The organism is Achromobacter aegrifaciens, assembly GCF_902859965.1.
GTDB classification, from domain to species: Bacteria; Pseudomonadota; Gammaproteobacteria; order Burkholderiales; family Burkholderiaceae_B; genus Achromobacter; species Achromobacter aegrifaciens.
On sequence record NZ_CADIKO010000001.1, the window covers coordinates 110,924 to 130,381 of the forward strand.

General features: G+C 68.1%; 20 protein-coding genes. 13 read left to right on the forward strand and 7 right to left on the reverse strand.

Features of this window, described 5'->3' with window-relative positions; translation table 11 throughout:
• Positions 1 to 16: 16 nt before the first annotated feature.
• Entirely contained in the window at positions 17 to 1,096 is a 1,080-nt protein-coding gene (locus HV793_RS00585) for a substrate-binding domain-containing protein (RefSeq protein ID WP_054451578.1), read from the reverse strand.
• Between the two features lie 140 nt (positions 1,097 to 1,236).
• Here HV793_RS00585 and HV793_RS00590 point away from each other — a divergent pair, with 140 nt between their 5' ends.
• The 7 genes from HV793_RS00590 (at position 1,237) to HV793_RS00620 (ending at position 10,392) form a co-directional block, all read left to right on the forward strand.
• Positions 1,237 to 1,794: a formate dehydrogenase subunit gamma gene (locus HV793_RS00590; RefSeq protein ID WP_175212473.1), complete on the forward strand. Its 558-nt coding sequence runs from the start codon at positions 1,237 to 1,239 to the stop codon at positions 1,792 to 1,794.
• Entirely contained in the window at positions 1,791 to 3,362 is a 1,572-nt protein-coding gene (locus HV793_RS00595) for a formate dehydrogenase beta subunit (RefSeq protein WP_175212474.1), read from the forward strand. Before HV793_RS00590 ends, HV793_RS00595 begins: the two co-directional genes overlap by 4 nt.
• Positions 3,363 to 3,375: 13 nt before the next feature.
• A complete protein-coding gene (fdhF, locus tag HV793_RS00600; protein ID WP_054451581.1) occupies positions 3,376 to 6,252 on the forward strand; it encodes a formate dehydrogenase subunit alpha in 2,877 nt (958 codons plus the stop codon).
• Positions 6,253 to 6,281: 29 nt separating this feature from the next.
• Positions 6,282 to 7,103 carry a formate dehydrogenase accessory sulfurtransferase FdhD gene (gene fdhD, locus HV793_RS00605; RefSeq protein ID WP_175163713.1) on the forward strand — a complete coding sequence of 274 codons (822 nt, stop codon included), beginning with the start codon at positions 6,282 to 6,284 and terminating at the stop codon, positions 7,101 to 7,103.
• A gap of 18 nt (positions 7,104 to 7,121) precedes the next feature.
• Positions 7,122 to 7,379, forward strand: coding sequence for a formate dehydrogenase subunit delta (locus tag HV793_RS00610; protein WP_054451583.1), 258 nt, complete (start codon positions 7,122 to 7,124; stop codon positions 7,377 to 7,379).
• Between the two features lie 108 nt (positions 7,380 to 7,487).
• Positions 7,488 to 9,155, forward strand: coding sequence for an OFA family MFS transporter (locus HV793_RS00615; RefSeq protein WP_054451584.1), 1,668 nt, complete (start codon positions 7,488 to 7,490; stop codon positions 9,153 to 9,155).
• 118 nt (positions 9,156 to 9,273) lie between these two features.
• The gene (locus HV793_RS00620; protein WP_175180749.1) at positions 9,274 to 10,392 is read left to right on the forward strand and encodes a methyltransferase; all 1,119 of its coding nucleotides are present in this window, start codon (positions 9,274 to 9,276) and stop codon (positions 10,390 to 10,392) included.
• Positions 10,393 to 10,429: 37 nt separating this feature from the next.
• On the opposite strand, the gene HV793_RS00625 is transcribed toward HV793_RS00620, so the two are convergent.
• The 3 genes from HV793_RS00625 to HV793_RS00635 are packed head-to-tail and all read right to left on the reverse strand — an operon-like array spanning position 10,430 to position 12,250.
• Complete coding sequence (locus tag HV793_RS00625) at positions 10,430 to 11,116, reverse strand: DUF1345 domain-containing protein (protein WP_119449247.1); 687 nt, start codon at positions 11,114 to 11,116, stop codon at positions 10,430 to 10,432.
• A gap of 34 nt (positions 11,117 to 11,150) precedes the next feature.
• Complete coding sequence (locus HV793_RS00630) at positions 11,151 to 11,675, reverse strand: chromate transporter (protein WP_054451587.1); 525 nt, start codon at positions 11,673 to 11,675, stop codon at positions 11,151 to 11,153.
• Entirely contained in the window at positions 11,672 to 12,250 is a 579-nt protein-coding gene (locus tag HV793_RS00635; RefSeq protein ID WP_054452241.1) for a chromate transporter, read from the reverse strand. The genes HV793_RS00630 and HV793_RS00635 overlap by 4 nt, the downstream gene beginning before the upstream one ends.
• A 124-nt stretch (positions 12,251 to 12,374) precedes the next feature.
• Between HV793_RS00635 and HV793_RS00640 the strand changes: the two genes are divergently transcribed.
• From HV793_RS00640 to HV793_RS00655, 4 genes are all read left to right on the forward strand, one after another.
• Complete coding sequence (locus HV793_RS00640) at positions 12,375 to 13,295, forward strand: LysR family transcriptional regulator (RefSeq protein WP_119449246.1); 921 nt, start codon at positions 12,375 to 12,377, stop codon at positions 13,293 to 13,295.
• A 47-nt stretch (positions 13,296 to 13,342) separates the two neighbouring features.
• The gene (gene murI / locus HV793_RS00645; RefSeq protein ID WP_175180748.1) at positions 13,343 to 14,146 is read left to right on the forward strand and encodes a glutamate racemase; all 804 of its coding nucleotides are present in this window, start codon (positions 13,343 to 13,345) and stop codon (positions 14,144 to 14,146) included.
• A 141-nt stretch (positions 14,147 to 14,287) separates the two neighbouring features.
• Positions 14,288 to 14,713, forward strand: coding sequence for a universal stress protein (locus tag HV793_RS00650; RefSeq protein ID WP_054452244.1), 426 nt, complete (start codon positions 14,288 to 14,290; stop codon positions 14,711 to 14,713).
• A 16-nt stretch (positions 14,714 to 14,729) separates the two neighbouring features.
• Positions 14,730 to 15,158, forward strand: a complete 429-nt coding sequence (locus tag HV793_RS00655; RefSeq protein WP_119449244.1) for a universal stress protein — start codon at positions 14,730 to 14,732, stop codon at positions 15,156 to 15,158.
• Between the two features lie 16 nt (positions 15,159 to 15,174).
• On the opposite strand, the gene HV793_RS00660 is transcribed toward HV793_RS00655, so the two are convergent.
• Genes HV793_RS00660 through HV793_RS00670 form a run of 3 tightly spaced genes read right to left on the reverse strand, consistent with a single transcriptional unit; the run spans position 15,175 to position 17,557 of the window.
• Positions 15,175 to 16,551, reverse strand: a complete 1,377-nt coding sequence (locus HV793_RS00660) for a sensor histidine kinase (RefSeq protein ID WP_175212475.1) — start codon at positions 16,549 to 16,551, stop codon at positions 15,175 to 15,177.
• Entirely contained in the window at positions 16,548 to 17,210 is a 663-nt protein-coding gene (locus HV793_RS00665; RefSeq protein WP_054451592.1) for a response regulator transcription factor, read from the reverse strand. Before HV793_RS00665 ends, HV793_RS00660 begins: the two co-directional genes overlap by 4 nt.
• Entirely contained in the window at positions 17,210 to 17,557 is a 348-nt protein-coding gene (locus HV793_RS00670) for a PepSY domain-containing protein (protein ID WP_175212476.1), read from the reverse strand. The genes HV793_RS00665 and HV793_RS00670 overlap by 1 nt, the downstream gene beginning before the upstream one ends.
• A 171-nt stretch (positions 17,558 to 17,728) precedes the next feature.
• Here HV793_RS00670 and HV793_RS00675 point away from each other — a divergent pair, with 171 nt between their 5' ends.
• Entirely contained in the window at positions 17,729 to 18,040 is a 312-nt protein-coding gene (locus HV793_RS00675) for a PepSY domain-containing protein (RefSeq protein WP_119449242.1), read from the forward strand.
• A gap of 73 nt (positions 18,041 to 18,113) precedes the next feature.
• Complete coding sequence (locus HV793_RS00680; RefSeq protein WP_244958557.1) at positions 18,114 to 19,457, forward strand: ferredoxin reductase family protein; 1,344 nt, start codon at positions 18,114 to 18,116, stop codon at positions 19,455 to 19,457.
• Position 19,458: the final 1 nt, after the last annotated feature.

Genomic DNA, 19,458 nt, shown 5'->3' on the forward strand with positions numbered 1-19,458 from the left:
GCATCGCGTTTCGCGCTCATGGAAAGGCCTCCTGCAGCGACTGCAGCCTGCCGGTGTCGCGGGCGTCGTAGCCCGCCAGCTGGCCGACGTAGCCGACGTAGTCCGGGCTGCGCATGATGGACAGCAGGTCGCGCATGGCCGGCGTCTCCAGCGAGGCCTTGCGGATGGCGAAGAAATAGCGTTCCCGCACCAGCGGGATGAAGTCCAGCCCGAAGCGGCAGGCGGCCGTTTCCACCCCCACGCCCGTGTCGGCCATGCCGCTGGCGATGTGCGCGGCAATGGCCATATGGGTGAACTCGTTGGTTTCGTAGCCCTGGACCTCGCTGATCGAGACCCCCGCCCGCTGCAGCATCAGGCCCACCAGATAACGCGTGCTGGAGCCGATCTGGCGGTTGACGAAACGCACGTCGGGCCGCGCCAGGTCAGCCATGCCGCGTATGTGCTTGGGGTTGCCGGCGGTGACGAACAGGCCGGCATTGCGCACCGCCAGGTGGATCAGCATGTACTCGTCAGCATGCAGCCATTGGGCGTAGCGTTCCATGATGGGCGCTTCGAAATCGCCCAGCGGCACCTGGAAGCCCGCCAGGTCGCACTCGCGACGCTCCAGCGAGGCCAGCGCCTCGATGGCGGTGCGGTAGCGCAACTCCAGGCCCGGCTTGCGGTTGCCCATGTGCTGCATCAGCGACTCCACCGCGAAGCCGTGGCTGGCATGCAGCCGCAGATGCGGGCCGCTCTCGGGCAGCAGGCGCTCCAGCTCTTCCTGCAGTTCCGAGGCCATGCTGTCCAGCGTGGGCATCAGGCGCGCCTCGATACGGCGGTTGGCCCACAGCAGGCGCTGCGCGAACGGCGCCAGCTGCGTGCCCTGGCGGCGGTTGGTGATGAGCAACTGCGTGCCGAAGATTGCCTCGAAACGGCGCAGCACGCCCCAGGCATGCCGGTACGACAGGCCGCAGGCGCGACAGGCCCCGGCAATATTGCCAGTGGCATCGATCGCGGACAGCAGCGCCAGCATATCCTGCAATGGCACGGGTGCCGGGTCGTCGTCTCCGCCCAGGGTCCATTGCGGCCGCAGGCCGATACGGAACTTATATGTCATTTATTTCTTATTGAAGACGGTGAATTACCCCGTTAGAGTACACAAATAACGCGGCTGGAGGGAGTTTTATATGTTTTTTAAAACATATAAAACCGAACAACACCCAGCCCGGCACAACAGCAACACAGGAGGAGACCGACGTGCATCAGCGCGAGGCAACATCCGATCTGGCGTCCAGCGGCGGCGCCCGCGGCGGCCAGATGGCCCTGGACGCGGCCCAGGCGTCCCACACCCCGGCCATCGCGGCCACCGCCCGCATACTCGCCCGGCTGAAGGACCGGCCCGGCCCGCTGCTGCCCGTGCTGCACGCGGTCCAGCATGAACTGGGCTGTATTCCGGCCGCGGCGGTGCAGACCATCGCCGAGGCCCTGAACCTGTCCCGCGCCGAGGTCCACGGCGTCATCACCTTCTATCCGCATTTCCGCAGCGAACCCGCGGCGCGCCACACCCTGGAGGTCTGTCGCGCCGAAGCCTGTCAGGCCATGGGCGGCGAACATCTCGCCGCCCATGCGCGCACGGCGCTGGGCTGTGATTTCCACGCCAACAGCAAGAACGGCGATTTCACCCTGGAACCGGTGTACTGCCTGGGCCTGTGCGCCCAGTCGCCGGCGGTGATGATCGACGGGCGGCCCCATGCCCGCGTCACGCCGGAAAAGCTCGACCGACTGCTGGCCCGCACGCGGGAGGCGCAATCATGAGCTCCCCCATTGTCATCTACGTGCCGCGCGACGCCGCGGCGCTGGCCATGGACGCCGACACGGTGGCGCGCGACATCGAACGCGCCGCCGACGCCCGCGGTCTGTCCGTGCAGATCGTGCGCAACGGCTCGCGCGGCCTGCTGTGGCTGGAACCCATGGTCGAAATCACTACCCCGCAAGGCCGCATCGCCTACGGGCCGGTGCAGCCCGAAGACGTCGCCGCGCTGTTCGACGCCGGCTGGCTGAGCGGCGGCGAGCATCCGCTGCGCCTGGGCCTGACCGAAGAAATCCCCTACCTGAAGCACCAGGAACGCCTGACCTTCGCCCGCGTCGGCGTGACCGATCCGCTGTCCCTGCAGGACTACGCCGCCCATGGCGGCCTGCAGGGCCTGCAACGCGCCCTGGCCATGGAGCCCGGGCAGATCGTCGACGAAATGGTGGCCTCGGGCCTGCGCGGCCGCGGCGGCGCGGCGTTCCCGACCGGCATCAAATGGAAGACGGTCGCAGGCACCCCCGGCACCCAGAAATATATCGTCTGCAACGCCGACGAAGGCGACTCCGGCACCTTCGCCGACCGCCTGCTGATGGAAGGCGACCCTTATGTGCTGATCGAAGGCATGACCATCGCCGGCCTGGCGGTGGGCGCGACCTACGGCTACATCTACGTGCGTTCGGAATATCCGCAAGCGATCGACACGCTGGAAGCCGCCATCGCGCGGGCGCGCAGCGTGGGCTGGCTGGGCAATGACGTGCACGGCAGCGGCCGCCGCTTCGACCTGGAAGTGCGCAAGGGCGCGGGCGCCTATATCTGCGGCGAGGAAACCTCGCTGCTGGAAAGCATCGAGGGCAAGCGCGGCGTGGTTCGCGCCAAGCCGCCGCTGCCGGCGATCTCCGGCCTGTTCGGCAAGCCCACGGTCATCAACAACGTGATTTCTCTGGCCACCGTACCCATCATCCTGGCCAAGGGCGCGGCCTATTACCGCGACTACGGCGTGGGCCGCTCGCACGGCACGCTGCCGTTCCAGCTGGCCGGCAACCTCAAGCACGGCGGCCTGGTCGAAAAGGCCTTCGGCCTGAGCCTGCGCGACCTGCTGTACGGTTTCGGCGGCGGCAGCGCCTCCGGCCGGCCGCTGCGCGCGGTGCAGGTGGGCGGCCCGCTGGGCGCCTACCTGCCGGAATCGCAATGGGACGTGCCGCTGGACTACGAGGCCTATATCCAGATATCCGCCATGGTCGGCCACGGCGGACTGGTGGCCTTCGACGACACCGTCGACATGGCGCGCATGGCGCGCTACGCGATGGAGTTCTGCGCCATCGAATCCTGCGGCAAATGCACGCCCTGCCGCATCGGCTCCACCCGCGGCGTGGAAACCATAGACAAGATCGTCGCGGGCGGCCCCGGCCGCGAGCAGCAGGTGCATCTGCTGCGCGACCTGTGCGACACGATGCTGGGCGGCTCGCTGTGCGCCCTGGGGGGCATGGCGCCCTACCCGGTGCTGTCCGCGCTGAACCACTTCCCGCAGGACTTCGGCATCGAGTCCTCCCAGTCTGCCGCGCACGCGGCCTGAACCCGAGACCGACATGCTAGAAACCGTCATCAAGCGCGATCGCGACCTGGGCACGCCGGCGCGCGAGTCCGCCGTAACCGTCACCCTGACCATAGACGGCCAGGAAATCACGGTGCCCGAAGGCACCTCGCTGATGCGCGCGGCCGCCGAGGCCGGCATCAACATTCCCAAGCTGTGCGCGACCGACAGCCTGGAGCCCTTCGGCTCGTGCCGGCTGTGCCTGGTGCAGATCGAAGGCCGCCGTGGCTATCCGGCCTCGTGCACCACCCCCGCCGAGAACGGCATGGTGGTCTACACCGAAACCCCCAAGCTGCACGACCTGCGCCGCGGCGTGATGGAGCTGTACATCTCCGACCACCCGCTGGACTGCCTGACCTGCCCGGCCAACGGCGACTGCGAGCTGCAGGACATGGCCGGCGTGGTGGGCCTGCGCAACGTGCGCTACGGCTACGACGGCGCCAACCACCTGAAGAGCGAAAAGGACGAATCCAATCCGTACTTCACCTATGACGCGTCCAAGTGCATCGTCTGCAACCGCTGCGTGCGCGCCTGCGAGGAAACCCAGGGCACCTTCGCCCTGACGATCTCCGGCAAGGGCTTCGAGTCGCGCGTGTCGCCGGGGCAGGACCAGCCCTTCCTGGACAGTGAATGCGTGTCCTGCGGCGCCTGCGTGCAAGCCTGTCCGACCTCCACCCTGCAGGAAAAGACCGTCATCATGATGGGCCAGGCCGAACACTCGGTCGTGACCACCTGCGCCTACTGCGGCGTGGGCTGCGGCTTCAAGGCCGAGATGAAGGGCCAGGAAGTGGTGCGCATGGTGCCCTGGAAGGACGGCCAGGCCAACCGCGGCCATTCCTGCGTCAAGGGCCGCTTCGCCTGGGGCTACGCCACGCATAAGGAACGCGTGCTCAAGCCCATGATCCGCAAGCACATCACCGACTCCTGGAAGGAAGTGTCCTGGGACGAGGCGATCAACTATGCGGCCTCCGAATTCCGCCGCATCCAGGGCCAGTACGGCCGCGATGCGGTCGGCGGCATCACCTCTTCGCGCTGCACCAACGAAGAAACCTGGCTGGTGCAGAAGCTGGTGCGCGCGGCCTTCGGCACCAACAACGTCGACACCTGCGCGCGGGTCTGCCACTCGCCCACGGGCTACGGCCTGAAGCAGACGCTGGGCGAATCCGCCGGCACCCAGACCTTCGATTCCGTCATGCACACCGACGTGGTCATCGTGATGGGCGCCAACCCCAGCAGCGGTCATCCGGTGTTCGCCTCGCGCTTGAAGCGCCGCCTGCGCCAGGGCGCGCGCCTGATCGTGATCGATCCGCGCCGCATCGAACTGGTCAGCTCGCCGCACATCAAGGCCGACTTCCACCTGCAAGTGCGCCCCGGCACCAACACCGCCCTGCTGTCCTCGTTGGCCCACGTGATCGCCACCGAAAACCTGATCGCCGAGGACTTCGTGGCCGAGCGCTGCGAAGCCAAGGCCTTCAAGGAATGGCGCGACTTCGTCTCGCTGCCAGAGAATTCGCCGGAAGCCATGGAAGAGATCACCGGCGTGCCGGCGCAGGCGGTGCGCGGCGCGGCGCGCCTGTACGCCACCGGCGGCAACGGCTCGATCTACTACGGCCTGGGCGTGACCGAACACAGCCAGGGCTCCACCACCGTCATGGCCATCGCCAACCTGGCCATGGCCACCGGCAACATCGGCCGCGAAGGCGTGGGCGTGAATCCGCTGCGCGGGCAGAACAACGTGCAGGGTTCGTGCGACATGGGCTCGTTCCCGCATGAGCTGCCGGGCTACCGCCACATCTCCGACAACACGGTGCGCGCGCAGTTCGAACAGGACTGGGGCGTGACCCTGCAGCCGGAACCCGGCCTGCGCATCCCCAACATGTTCGAGGCCGCGCTGGGCGGTTCGTTCAAGGGCCTGTATTGCCAGGGCGAAGACATCGTGCAGTCGGATCCCAACACGCAGCACGTGGCGGCGTCCCTCGCTGCCATGGAATGCATCGTGGTGCAGGACCTGTTCCTGAACGAGACGGCCAAGTACGCCCACGTGTTCCTGCCCGGCTCCTCGTTCCTCGAAAAGGACGGCACCTTCACCAACGCCGAGCGCCGCATCTCGCGCGTGCGCAAGGTCATGGAACCCAAGAACGGCAAGTCCGACTGGGAAGTGACGGTGGCGCTGTCCAACGCGCTGGGCTACCCCATGAACTACAAGCATCCCAGCGAGATCATGGACGAGATCGCGCGCCTGACGCCCACTTTCACCGGCGTCAGCTACGAAAAGCTGGACAAGCAGGGCAGCCTGCAATGGCCCTGCAACGAAGAAGCGCCCGATGGCACGCCCATCATGCACATCGACGAGTTCGTGCGCGGCAAGGGCAAGTTCATGATCACCAAGTACGTGCCCACGGACGAGCGCAGCACGCGCCGCTTCCCGCTGCTACTGACCACGGGCCGCATCCTGTCGCAGTACAACGTGGGCGCGCAGACCCGGCGCACCCCCAACGTCATGTGGCATGGCGAGGACGTGCTGGAACTGCATCCGCAGGACGCCGAGGACCGCGGCGTGAAGGACGGCGACTGGGTCGGCATCCAGAGCCGCGCGGGCGAGACCGTGTTGCGGGCCACGCTGACCGACAGGGTGCAGCCGGGCGTGGTATACACCACCTTCCATTTTCCCGAGTCCGGCGCCAACGTCGTCACCACCGACAGCTCCGACTGGGCCACCAACTGCCCCGAGTACAAGGTGACGGCCGTGCAGGTCACGCGCGTGTCGCAGCCTTCGGAGTGGCAACGCCAGTGGTCGCGCTTTGCGGACATCCAGCAAAAGCTGCTGCGCGAGCGTTCGCGAGAAAGCGAGGCGGCGCTGACCGGGAAATAACCGCCAGCCCGAAACGCCAGGACGCCGACATGCCCACGCCACCGCCTTCCCGCCCCGATTGCACGCAGGTACAGGTCACCCGCGTGCGGGGCGGCGCCCTGGTCCCCGAGGTCGAAACCGACTCCGTGGCCGAGGAAACCCCGGTGGCGCTGGAGTTCAACGGCATCAGCCACGCCACCATGCTGGCCACGCCGGCCGACCTGGAAGACTTCGCGGTCGGCTTCGCGCTGTCCGAAGGCATCATCGACGGCATCAGCGACGTGCGCGGCATCGACCTGCTGCCGCAATGCGACGGCATCGTGGTCCAGCTGGAAATTTCCACTGCCTGTGAAGTGCGGCTGAAGTCCCGCCGCCGCGCCATGGCCGGGCGCACCGGCTGCGGCCTGTGCGGCGTGGAAACGCTGCCCGAAGTGCTGCGGCCTGTCGCGCCCGTCACCAACGGCTCGCCCGTGCGCATCCAGGCCGTGCTGGCCGCCATGCGCGACATGCGGGCGCGCCAGGCGCTGCACGACATCACGGGCGCCACCCACGCCGCCGGCTGGGCGGGCGCCGATGGCGCCGTCGCGCTGGTGCGCGAGGACGTGGGCCGCCACAACGCGCTGGACAAACTGATAGGTGCACTGGCACGCCAGGCCATGCATGCTGGCGACGGCATCGTGGTGGTGTCCAGCCGCGCCAGCTTCGAAATGGTGCAGAAGACCGCCGCCGCCGGCGTCGCGGTGCTGGCATCCGTCTCCGCACCCACCGCGCTCGCCATCCGCCTGGCCGATGAAGCCAACGTCAGCCTGCTGGGTTTTCTACGCGGCGACGACGCCACACTGTACTCACACCCCCAACGCATCATCTCCTGAACCGGACTTCACGCAAGCATGGAAATCGGCAACCTGATCCGCATGGCCAACCGCATCGGCCAATTCTTCGAAGCCATGCCCGACCGGCCCGAGGCCCTGGAGGGCGTGGCCAACCATATCCACAAGTTCTGGGAGCCGCGCATGCGCAATGAGCTCCTGAACTTTCTCGAACAAAACCCCGACGGCGACGCCGGCGGGGAACGACTGCACCCGCTGGTGCTGGAAGCGGTCACCCAGAACCGCCAGCGCCTCACACCGCTGGCCCGCGTGGCGTAACGCGTCGGCGGCAGGCAAGACGGCAGGAACAATCACAAGAAAAGGCGGCGGGACCGGCCGGATGCCGGACCACGCGCGCCAACGAGCGGCCCCCAAAGAGGAGACAACATGCAAAGCACTGCCACGCTGGACCTGCCCGGTTCGAAGCCGGGTTTTTTCGATAAGGAACGCACCATCGCCGGACCGGGCTTCTCGCGCTGGCTGGTTCCCCCGGCCGCCCTGGCCATCCACCTATGCATCGGCATGGCCTACGGTTTCTCGGTGTTCTGGCTGCCGTTGTCCAAGGTCGTGGGCGGCGCCAAGCCGCTGGCCTGCCCCGCGGACATGAGCCTCGCAGCCGAGCTGTTCGCCACCAACTGCGACTGGAAGATCTCGACCATGGGGTGGATGTACACCCTGTTCTTCGTGCTGCTGGGCTGCTCGGCCGCGCTGTGGGGCGGCTGGCTGGAACGCGCGGGTCCGCGCAAGGCGGGCGTGGTGTCGGCCCTGTGCTGGTGTGGCGGCCTGGTCATTTCGGCCATCGGCGTGTACCTGCACCAGATGTGGATGCTGTGGCTGGGCTCGGGCGTCATCGGCGGCATCGGCCTGGGACTGGGCTACATCTCGCCCGTGAGCACGCTGATCAAGTGGTTCCCCGACCGCCGCGGCATGGCCACGGGCATGGCCATCATGGGCTTTGGCGGCGGCGCCATGATAGGCGCGCCGCTGGCCGACCTGCTGATGCGCCACTTCGCCACGCCTGAATCGCCGGGCGTCTGGCAGACCTTCCTGACCATGGCCGCGGTGTACTTCGTCTTCATGATGTCGGGTGCGCTGGGCTACCGCGTGCCGCCGACCGGCTGGAAGCCCGAGGGCTGGACCGCTCCGGCCAAGCATGCCGGCAACGCCATGATCACGAAGGGCCATGTCCATGTGCAGCGCGTCTGGGGCGTGCCGCAGTTCTGGCTGGTGTGGTGGGCGCTGTGCCTGAACGTCACGGCGGGCATCGGCATCCTGGGCATGGCCTCGCCGCTGCTGCAGGAAGTGTTCGGCGGCGGCCTGATCAACCAGCCTGAACTGGGCTACTCGCAACTGGACAAGAGCCAGTTGGCGGCCATCGCCGCCATCGCCGCCGGCTTCACCGGCCTGCTCAGCCTGTTCAACATCGGCGGCCGCTTCTTCTGGGCCAGCCTGTCCGACAAGCTGGGCCGCAAGACCACCTACTTCATCTTCTTCGTGCTGGGCTTCGCGCTGTATTCGGCCATCCCCTGGACCGCGCACATCGGCGCGCTGGCCCTGTTCGTGGCCGCCTTCTGCATCATCCTGTCCATGTACGGCGGCGGCTTCTCCACCGTGCCGGCGTACCTGGCCGACCTGTTCGGCACGCAGATGGTCGGCGCCATCCATGGACGGCTGCTGACGGCCTGGTCGGCGGCGGGCATCTTCGGACCGGTGCTGGTGAACTACATCCGCGAATACCAGCTGTCCATCGGCGTGCCGCGCGCCCAGGTGTACGACATCACCATGTACATCCTGGCCGGGATGCTGGTGCTGGGCTTTCTGTGCAACCTGGCGATCCGGCCCGTGAACCCCAAGTACTTCATGAATGACGAGGAACTGGCGCGCGAGAAGGCGCTGGCCCACGAACGCGCCGTCGCCACGGAAACGCACGGGGTCGGAACATCCGCGTTCCGCACGCCGGCGGCGCTAGTGGTGTTTGCCTGGGCTTGCGTCGGCATCCCCCTGGCCTGGGGCATCTGGATCACGCTGCAGAAGGCGGTGGTGCTGTTCCACTGAGCCCAAGCGGACGCCGCGACGGGGCGCGAAGCTGCTACATTGGCAGCCCGCGCCCCTTCTTTTTTGCTTTATCCATGACCACCCTGCCCCGCGCGCCCCGCCTTGCTGGAGCGACACGTTGACCGTCCCTGAAATCCGCTGGGAAGAAAACCAGACCCCGCACGCCGCCCGCTGGCGCTCCGAATCCGGCGCCGCGCCGCCCAAGCGCGTAGTGGTGGCGGACGACACCATGACCGCCGACATGGCCTACCGCCAGGCCTGCGAAGGTGTCGGCCTGCTGTGGCGCGGCGACTTCCAGAACGCGCGGCAACTGCTGCAGGCCATCACGCGGCGGGTCGACAAGCGGCCCCGCAAGCCCGTGGACAGCCTGCTGGACGCCTTCAACCAGCACCGCCAGATCCAGTCCCAGCGCGCCCGCATCCTGGGCATGCTGCTGATTCCGTTCGACGCCGGCCACGGCATTCCGCTGCGCCGCGCGCCCGACGCCCGGCTCGCCTGCGAAGAGGCCCATGGCCCCGCCAAGGAGCCCTACGTCGCGTCGCTGCGCGAGCTGCTGGGCCTGATCGGCGCCTTCGAATGGCGCAAGAAGGGCGTGGAAATTCCCGCCCTGAATGCCCGCATCCATCCGCACTACGGCGTGTTCTCGCCGCTGCGCGGCGAGTACGTCGACCTGGTGGCGCGCACCCCGATGCCGCGCGGCAGCGTGGCCTTCGACATCGGCACCGGCACGGGCGTGCTGGCCGCCGTGATTGCGCGCCGCGGCGGCAAGCGTGTCATCGCGACCGACACCGATCCGCGCGCCCTGGCCTGCGCCCGCGAAAACCTGGAGCGGCTGGGCCTGTCCAAGCAGGTCGACGTCGAAGAAACGGACCTGTTCCCCGAAGGCCGGGTCTCCCTGATCGTGTGCAACCCGCCGTGGCTGCCCGCCCGCCCCAGCTCGCCCGTCGAGCATGCGGTCTACGACCCTGACAGCCGCATGCTGCGCGGTTTCCTGAATGGGCTGGCGGCGCATCTGACGCCCAATGGCGAGGGCTGGCTGATCCTGTCGGACCTGGCCGAACACCTGGGCCTGCGCAGCCGCGAAGCGCTGCTGGACATGATCAGCCAGGCCGGCCTGCGCGTGATCGAGCGCATCGACACCCGTCCCACGCACGGCCGCGCGCAGGACGCGAGCGACCCGCTGCATGCCGCCCGTTCGAAGGAAGTCACGTCCTTGTGGCGCCTGGGCGCAGCCTGACGCGGCCCGGCCTGACGCAAGTCCCCGGGGCGCGGCTTCAGGCGCGCCCCGCCGCGACGTTCACGCTGATGGCGATGATGAAGACGTTGAAGAAAAAGGCGATGACGCTGTGCGTCAGGGCTGTGCGGCGCACTCGCCGGTTCACGATCTGCACGTCCGACACCTGGAACGTCATGCCCAGCACCAGCGCGAAATAGGCGAAGTCCCAGTAGTCGGGTTCATCGGTACCCGGGAAATCCAGCCCTTTGTGCATGGCGTTGCGGTGGCCGTAATAGCCATGCGCGTAGTGCAGCGCGAAGATCATGTTCATGTAGAGCCATGACAGGATGATGGTGACGGCGGCGGCCAACATGGCAAGCACGTCGCCCGCGCCGCCTTCCCCCCGCAGTTCGACCCACAATGCCATCATCACCATGCAGGACAGCGCCACGCTGCTCCACAGCACGCCGGTGCGCCCCACGTCCTGCTGCTGCGCATGCTGGCGCATGGCCGCCGCGCTGGTGCGGCCGAACACCCGCGCCGTCATCAGCAGGAACACAAGCGCCCCCGCATCGAATCCCAGCAGCAGCGCCAGCACCCAGGGCACGCCCAGGGCATACAGGCCGCCCGCCGTCACCAGCAGCAAACCAGCGCATCCGACCAGGCGACGATGCGCATGGAAAAACGGCAGGGCGGCGCCAGCGGCGGAGTCGTCCTCGGGCTCGAAATCCTTGAGCGGCGGCATGCGGCTGCTCCTTTTGGTGTGAGCAGCCCTAACGCTAACCGATGCCGAGCAAACCGACCAGCGCGCCGCCAAACAGCAGCCACAACGGATGGATGCGGGTGAAGCTGCCCAGCAGCGCCACCACAGCGGTAATGGCGCCCAGCAGCCAGGTATGCACCGAGGCTTCGGTGATGAGCGCCGCGCTGGCCGCGACCAATCCCACCGTCATCGGGAAGATGCCCGCCTGGATGACGCCGCGCCAGGGCCGGTCCTTGAAGCGTTCCCACAGGCCCAGCGCGATCACAGTGATGATGGACGACGGGCCGAACTTGGCGATGGTGGTGACGAGCATGCCCAGGCCGCCCGCCACATGCCAGCCCACCAGCGTGACCACCATCAAATTGGGACCCGGGGCGGCCTGCCCCAGGGCGAACAGCGCGGAAAAGTCCGCCGCCGTCATCCAGCCATGCACGTCCACCACCTGCCGCTGCATCTCGGGCAGGATGGTGTTGCCGCCGCCGAACGCCAGCACGGACAGTTCGGAAAAGATCAGGGCCAGGGCGATCAGTGTGTGGATCATCGACGTTGCCTCCAGACCATCAGGATGCTCAGCGGCGTCAGCACCGCCATGGTGGGCAGCAGCGGAATGCGCAGCACGGCGATGGCAATGAAGCAGGCCGTGGCCACCACGCCGGCCAGCCAGTCGCGGCGCTTCACCACCGGCACCCCGATCTTCACCGCCATGGAAATCAACAGGCCCGCGGCGGCGGCCGCCAGACCGGCAAACAGGTGCTGGATGTGCGGATCGTTCTGGAAGCGGTCGTACACCATGCCCAGCAGCACCACGATGGCGGACGGCGCCAGGATCAGGCCCATCAGCGCCGCGAACGCGCCGCGCGGCCCGCGGAACTTCATGCCCAGCGCCACCGACAGGTTGATGATGTTGCCGCCGGGCAGGAACTGGCACAGGCCCAGCAGATCGGTGAACTCGGCGCCGCTGAGCCAGCGGTGCTTTTCGACGACCATGCGGCGCGCCAGCGGCAAGGCGCCGCCGAAGGCCGTCAGGCCGAGCATCAGGAAGCCATAGAACAATTGCCCGCACGTGGGCGGAGGCCGCAGATCGGCCTCAGAGGTGGAAGGTGCTGCGTTCATCATTTTCATGCCGGCGCCGCCGAAGCGGCGCGGAGTGGAACCAGGGAAGGACAACGAGATTGCAGCCTACTCTTCGCCTTGGATAATGTCTAATATATGACTATCTATATATTCATATCGGTTGAATATGGCATCCGTAGACTTGAGGCTGTTGCGCTACTTCCTGGCCGTGGCCGAGGAATCCCATCTGACCAAGGCCGCGGCGCGGCTGGGCATACGCCAGCCGCCGCTCAGCCAGCAGATCCGCGTGCTGGAGCAGGAACTGGGCGTGACGCTGTTCCACCGCCTGCCGCGCGGCATGGAGTTGACCGAAAGCGGCCGCGCGCTGCTGGACGACGCGCGCAATATCGTGGCCCTGGTGGACCAGGCCGTGGAAGGCGTGCGGCGCGTGTCGCAGGGCGAGGCCGGGCGCCTGACCGTGGGCTTCACCGGGTCCGCGGCGTTCCATCCCTTCGTGCCGTCCGTCATCCGCCGCTTCCGCGAAACGGCGCCCAATGTGCGGCTGGTGCTGGAGGAAAGCAGCACCGGCGAACTCATGGAGGCCGTGGGCGCGGGCCGCGTGGACGTAGCATTCATCCGCGGTCCCTATGGCCTGGGCCCGGGCGTGGTGGTGGAAACCGTGCTGGAAGAGCCCATGCTGGCCGCGTTTCCCGCCGACCACCCAACCGTCAAGGGCCGGCCGCGCAAGCGCATCGCGCTGTCGGAACTGGCCGACGAATCGCTGATCCTCTACCGCCGCCACAGCGGGCCAGGCCTGTACGACGCCATCATTGCGGCCTGCGGCGCCGCCGGTTTCAGCCCGCGCGTGGCCCAGGAAGCGCCGCGCATGCTGTCCACCCTGAGCCTGGTGGCAGCCGGCCTGGGCGTGTCGCTGGTGCCGGCGTCGCTGCGCCGCGTGAACATCGAAGGCGTGGTCTACGTCAACCTGGCCCAGCCCGCGGAACTGCGCGCGCCGCTGAACCTGATCTGGCGCGACGAAGCGCTCTCCGGCGCGGCCCGCAAGCTGATCGGCGAGGCGCGGCGGCAGCGCGAGGAATCGCCGGCCTGAGCGCGCAGCGCTACACTGCCCGGCACCCCGCACTCCGCATTGCAGCCATGTTCCCAGATTCACCCATAGGCATCTACGACTCCGGCGTCGGCGGGCTGAGCGTGCTGCGCGCCATCCGCGACGCCCTGCCCCACGAATCCCTGCTGTACGTGGCCGACTCCGCCCACGTGCCCTATGGCGAAAAAACGCAGGACTACGTCGAGCAGCGCGCCAGCACGATTGCCGATTACTTCGTGTCGCGCCAGGCCAAGGCCATGGTGGTGGCCTGCAATACCGCCACCGCGGCCGCCATCGCCCAGCTGCGCCTGCGCCATCCGCAACTGATCATCATCGGCGTGGAGCCGGCCATCAAGCCCGCCGCGCACCTGACCACGAGCGGCGTGGTCGGCGTATTCGCCACCACCGGCACTCTGGCCAGCCCCAAATTCGCCGCGCTGGTCCGGCGCGAGGCGCCCGAAGTCCGCATCCTGTTCAGGCCCTGCCCCGAGTGGGTACGGCTGGTGGAGCACGGCGTGCTCAGCGGCCCCGAGGCCGAAGCCGCGGTGCGCGCTCCCGTGGCTGAGCTACGCGAGGCCGGCGCCGACGTGCTGGTGCTGGGCTGCACCCACTTTCCCTTCCTGCGCGACGCGATCCAGGCGGCCGCTGGCGCCGACGTGCCGCTACTGGAGACGGGCGCGCCCGTGGCGCGCCGGCTGCGCCACCAGTTGCAGGAACGCGGCCTGTTGCGCGCCGACGGTCCGGGCGGATTGCGCCTGGAGACCAGCGGCTCGGCCGAGGCATTGAGCATTCTCGCCGCACGGCTGCTCGGGCAGGCCCCGGCCGCGCACGTCCTGGAGCCGCGCTGGCGCTGATCCCGCGCCGAGTCCGCCGCCCGGCGGCGCGCGCTGATTGCGCCCGGTTTGATCCTGCGCATGACGCGCCTGTCCGATTCGGCGAATAATTCGGATACAGTGGACTACAACGCCGCCCGCGGCGCGCACAAGGAGACGCTCATGAAACGCATCCTGATCCCCGTGGACGGCTCGCAGCCCGCCGTCCATGCGGTCCAAGCCCTGCTCGACGCCCGCAGCTACGACCCCATCGAACGCGTGGAGCTCCTCACGGTCCAGATCCCGCTGAAAGCCGGCAAGATCGGCCGCGGCCTGTCGCAAGCCGAGATCGACGCCTATCACGAGGAAGAAGGCCGCAACGCGCTGCAGGCCGCCAGCGAACTGCTGACCCAGGCCGGCGTGCCCTTCCAGACCCACATCGAAATAGGCGCCGCCGCCGAGACCATCGTGCGCGTAGCCGGCGAATCCGGCGCGGACGAAATCTACATGGGCTCCCGCGGGTTGGGCTCGGTGTCGTCCTGGTTCCTGGGTTCGGTCGCGACCCGCGTCCTGCATCTGACGGAGTTGCCCGTCACCCTGGTCAAGTAACCGTCAAGGAGCATCCATGCTGAACATCCTGGTCCCTGTCGACGGCTCCGACAACGCCAACCGCGCCGTCCTGTACGCCCGCCAGCTCGCCCAAGGCGCCGGCGCCGCCCGCATCCATCTGCTCAACGTCCAGACGCCCGTGCAAGGCCGCGCGGGCCTGTCACGCCTGATCACGCAGGACATGATCGACGAGTTCTACCTGCGCGAAGGCCAGGAGGCCGCGGACGAGGCGCGCAAACTGCTGGACGTGACCGGCGCCGACTACACCAGCCACGTGGCGTTTGGCCACGCGGCCACGGAAATCGCCGGCTACGCCCAGGACCACGGCTGCGCCCGCATCGTCATGGGCACGCGCGGCAACGGCTCGCTGACGAACATCCTGATCGGCTCGGTCGCCAATCAGGTGCTGCAACTGGCCGAAGCGCCGGTGACGCTGGTCAAGTGAACCCCCGGCGCCGGCCTCAGGCGGCCGGCAGCCACAACGACACCCTCAAGCCGCCCAGCGGCGAACGCTCGGCTTGCGCCTGGCCGCCATAGGTGCTGGCCAGGTCGCGCACGATGTCCAGGCCCAGGCCCGATCCGGGACGCTGCTCGTCCATGCGCACGCCGCGCAGGAAGATGCGCTCGCGTTCCTCGTCGGCGATGCCCGGGCCGTCATCGTCGATCTGGATGAGCAACTGGCCCTGGCCGGCGGCGCTTGCGCTGACCTGCACCTGGCGCTCGGCCCATTTGCAGGCGTTGTCCAGCAGGTTGCCGACCATCTCCTGCAGATCCTGTTCTTCGCCGCGGAATACCAGGCCCTCGGCAAATTCCGGCATTTCCAGCAGCAGTCCGCGCTGCGCATACAAGCGCTGCATGACGCGCAGCAGCCCCTCGATGGGTTTGCGCAGCGGTGTGCGGCTGTCGGCCGCGCCGGACGCGGCGGCGGCGCGGGCGCGCGCCAGGTGATAGTCGATCTGGCGGCGCGCCATGCCGACCTGCTCCTGTACCAGCGCCGCCAGCGGCCCTTCCTCGCGCGCCGCGGCATTGCCCAGAATCGTCAGCGGCGTCTTCACCGCATGCGCCAGATTGCCGGCCTGCGTGCGCGCGCGCTGCACCATGTCGGCATTGACGTCCAGGACGCGATTGAAGTCGTCGACGAGCGGCTGGATTTCGCTGGGAAAGCGGCCTTCGATGCGCACGCTGGCGCCCCCGTGCTGCCCGGCGAGCTGCCGCCTGAGCCTGGCCAGCGGCCGCAACCCGACCAGGACCTGGACCACGGCCGCCAGCGTCAAGCCTGCCGCCAGCGCGCCCAGCGAAATCAACAGCATGTGATTGAAGCGCTCGATCGGCTCCGCCAGCACCTGGCTGTCGGCCGCCACGATCAGGCGCAACGCCGCTGCCTCGGTCTCGGCCGGTTCCAGCGTGCGCGTCAAGGCGGTCAGCCTGTGCTTTTCCGGCCCCGCGATTTCATACACCCCGTCGGCGCTGTCCGCGGCGGGCAACTCCAGCACCTGATCCCAGAGCGAACGCGAGCGCGCCGCGCCCACGGCCGCCGGACGGCCCTGTTCGTCGAGCCGGTCGATTTGCCAATACAGGCCTGATAGCGGTTGCTCCAGGCGTGGATCGCTCAGGGGCGGCGAGACCACCAGGCGACCGTCCGGAGCCGTGTTCACCGCGGCCGTCAGCTGGTTCAGGTGCAGGGTCAGCTCGGCGCGCAGCTGCTCGGTGATGTGCTGGCGGAACAAGCTGCCCAAGCCCCAGCCGGCCAGCACCACCGTGACCAGGATCCAGGCCAGCGTGCCGGCCAGCAGGCGCCAGCGCAGCGAGCCCGGCGCGCGCGCGCGCTGCGGCATCATGCGGCGCAGGCCAGGCGGTAACCCAGGCCGCGCACGGTTTCGATGGTATCGGGCGGCAGTTTCTTGCGCAGCCGCGCGATGAACACATCGATAGTGTTGGAGTCACGGTCATTGTCCTGGGCGTAGACGTGCTCGGTCAGCTCGCTGCGCGAAATCACTTCGCCCGCGCGTTGCATCAGCACGGCCAGCACCTTGAATTCATGGCTGGTCAGGGACAGCGCCTGGCCGTCCACCGTGACCTTGGCCTGCCGCGTGTCCAGCATCAGCGGACCGCAGCGCCATTGCGCGCTGGCGTGGTTGCTGGAGCGGCGCAAGAGCGCCCGCACCCGCGCCAGCAGCTCTTCCATGTGGAAGGGCTTGGTCAGGTAATCGTCGGCGCCGGCATCGATGCCGGCGACCTTCTCGTGCCAGTTGTCGCGCGCCGTGAGGATCAGCACCGGCATGCCCTGGCCGCCCGCGCGCCACTGCTTGAGCACGGTGAGGCCGTCCATGACCGGCAGGCCCAGGTCCAGCACCACCACGTCGTAGGTCTCGACCGCGCCCATGTACTGGGCCGTTCCGCCGTCCGCGGCGGTGTCGACGGTATAGCCCGCTTGGCGCAAGGCATCGGCCAACTGCGTGGCCAGCGTCGGTTCGTCTTCAACCACGAGTATGCGCATCAGTGCTTGTCCCGGAATTGGATGTCGCGCCCCTTCACGCCCAGCACCTTGCCGTCGCGCGCGTCGATCTTCAGCTTGACCAGCCGGCCGCCGCTTTGCAGCAGCCGGATCTCGTAGATGAACTCGCCGTCGTCCTCTTCGAACTCGACCTTGACCACCTGCCCAGGATAGTCGCGTTCGACGATGTCCAGCACCGAACGCAGGGGCAGCACCTTGCCGGCCTGCAAGGCCTGGCGCGCTTGTTCGTGGTCGCTTTCATCGGCCAGGCCCGCGTTGGGGCCCGCGGCCAGCGCCACCATCAGCGCGCCGCAGGACAGCCAGATTCGGGTACGGGTTCCTCGGGTCATGGTTTCTTTCGCATTCGGGGTCCGCCATAAGAGGCGATTGTCCGCCCAGTTATAGCGCCGGAAAAATGAACGGCACGTGAACGGCACCTTCAGAATTGGTTCATCCGCACACCCGAATAATGCGGTCATGGTCGCCATTCCGGCAACCCGCAACAACCTAGGAGCCATTCCATGACCGCAATCCGCAACACCCTGGCCGCCCTGGCGCTTGGCGCCGCAACCCTGACCGGCGCCGCCGCCGTGCACGCCCAGACGACCGCCCCGGCGCCGGCCCAGCCCGCCGCCACGGCCCCCGCCAACGCGACGCTGACCGTGCGCCAGATCTACGACACGCTGACCGCCGCGGGCTATCGCAACATCACCGAGATCGAGCTCGAGCACGGCCGCTACGACGTCAAGGCCGACAACGCGCAAGGCCAGCGCGTGAAGCTGCGGGTCGACGCCCAGAGCGGCGCCGTCCTGCGCAGCCGCATCAAGGACTGAAGCGCCGGCGCCTACGCGCCTACCCCGCTCCGCCCGCATCCGGCGGGCCGAGCGTCCCGACATGGACACCATCATGAAACCGATAGGAACCGGCGCCGCCATAGGCGGCTTTTTGCTAGTCCTGACCCTGGCCTGGGGCCTGGACGCGTTCATCCTGCAGCCGCCGGCCACCGGCGCCTGGTACTGGGTGGCGCGCCAGCAAGGCCTCTACCTCACCGGCGTCTGGTCCATCGGACTGATGGCATTGATCATGCTGCTGGCGCTGCGGCCCGCGTGGCTGGAACGCCCGCTGGGCGGCATGGACAAGATATACCGGTTGCACAAATGGGCCGGAATCCTCGCAGTATCAGCCGGCGCCGCGCATTGGTTGCTGAAGCTGGCCAGCGGCCCCTTGAAGAGCCTGGCGGACGCGGGCAACCGCCCCGCCCGCGACGTGGTGCTGACGCTGTTCGAAAGCTCGCGCGGCCTGGCCAAGGACATGGGCGAGTGGTCGATCTACCTGCTGCTGGCGATGCTCGCAATCACCTTGTGGCGGCGCTTTCCCTACCGGGGCTGGCGTCTCCTGCACCGCGCGATGCCTGTGCTGTTCCTGGCGCTGGTGTTCCACACGGCAGCGCTGGCTCCCGCGCGCTACTGGAGCGGTCCGGTCGGCCTGCTGCTGATTCCGCTGCTGGCCGCCGGTTCTTATGCCGCGCTGGTGGCGCTGCTGGGACGCGTGGGCAGCGGCCGCCGCGCGCAAGGCAGGATCGTGTCGCTGGCGCACCAGCCAGGCGATATCCTGGAGGTCAGCTGCGAACTCGACGCCAATTGGCGGGAGCATCAGGCGGGACAGTTCGCCTTCGTCACGTTCGACCGCAAGGAAGGCGCCCATCCCTACACCATCGCCAGCGCCCCCGTGGCGGGCGAACCTCGCGTCACGTTCCAGATCAAGGCGCTGGGCGACTACACCCGCGGCCTGGCGCGCACGCTGCGCATCGGCCAACCGGTCGCCGTCGAAGGCCCCTATGGGCGCTTTCAACTGGAGCCGGACGCTGCCGCAACATCGCAGGTCTGGGTGGCGGGCGGCATAGGCGTCACCCCTTTCCTCGCATGGCTGGAAGCCCTGCAGGAAGGACAAGCGCCAACGCCGCGCGTGTGGCTGCACTATTGCGTGCGCGATGCCTCGGCAGATCCTTTCGTGCCGCTGCTCAAGGAACGCTGCGCCGCGCTGGACGGCGTGACGCTCGCCATCCATAGCGCGCACGACGGCGATACGCTGACGGCTGGAGCACTGGCGCAGGGCGAGGTGGCCGCGGGCCGCGTCGCCGACGTCTGGTTCTGCGGCCCCGCCGGCCTGGCCGACGCGCTCAGGCGCGGCCTGCACAAGCTGGGCGCCAAGCCCGTGCGCTGGCATCAGGAGGCGTTCCAGATGCGTTGAG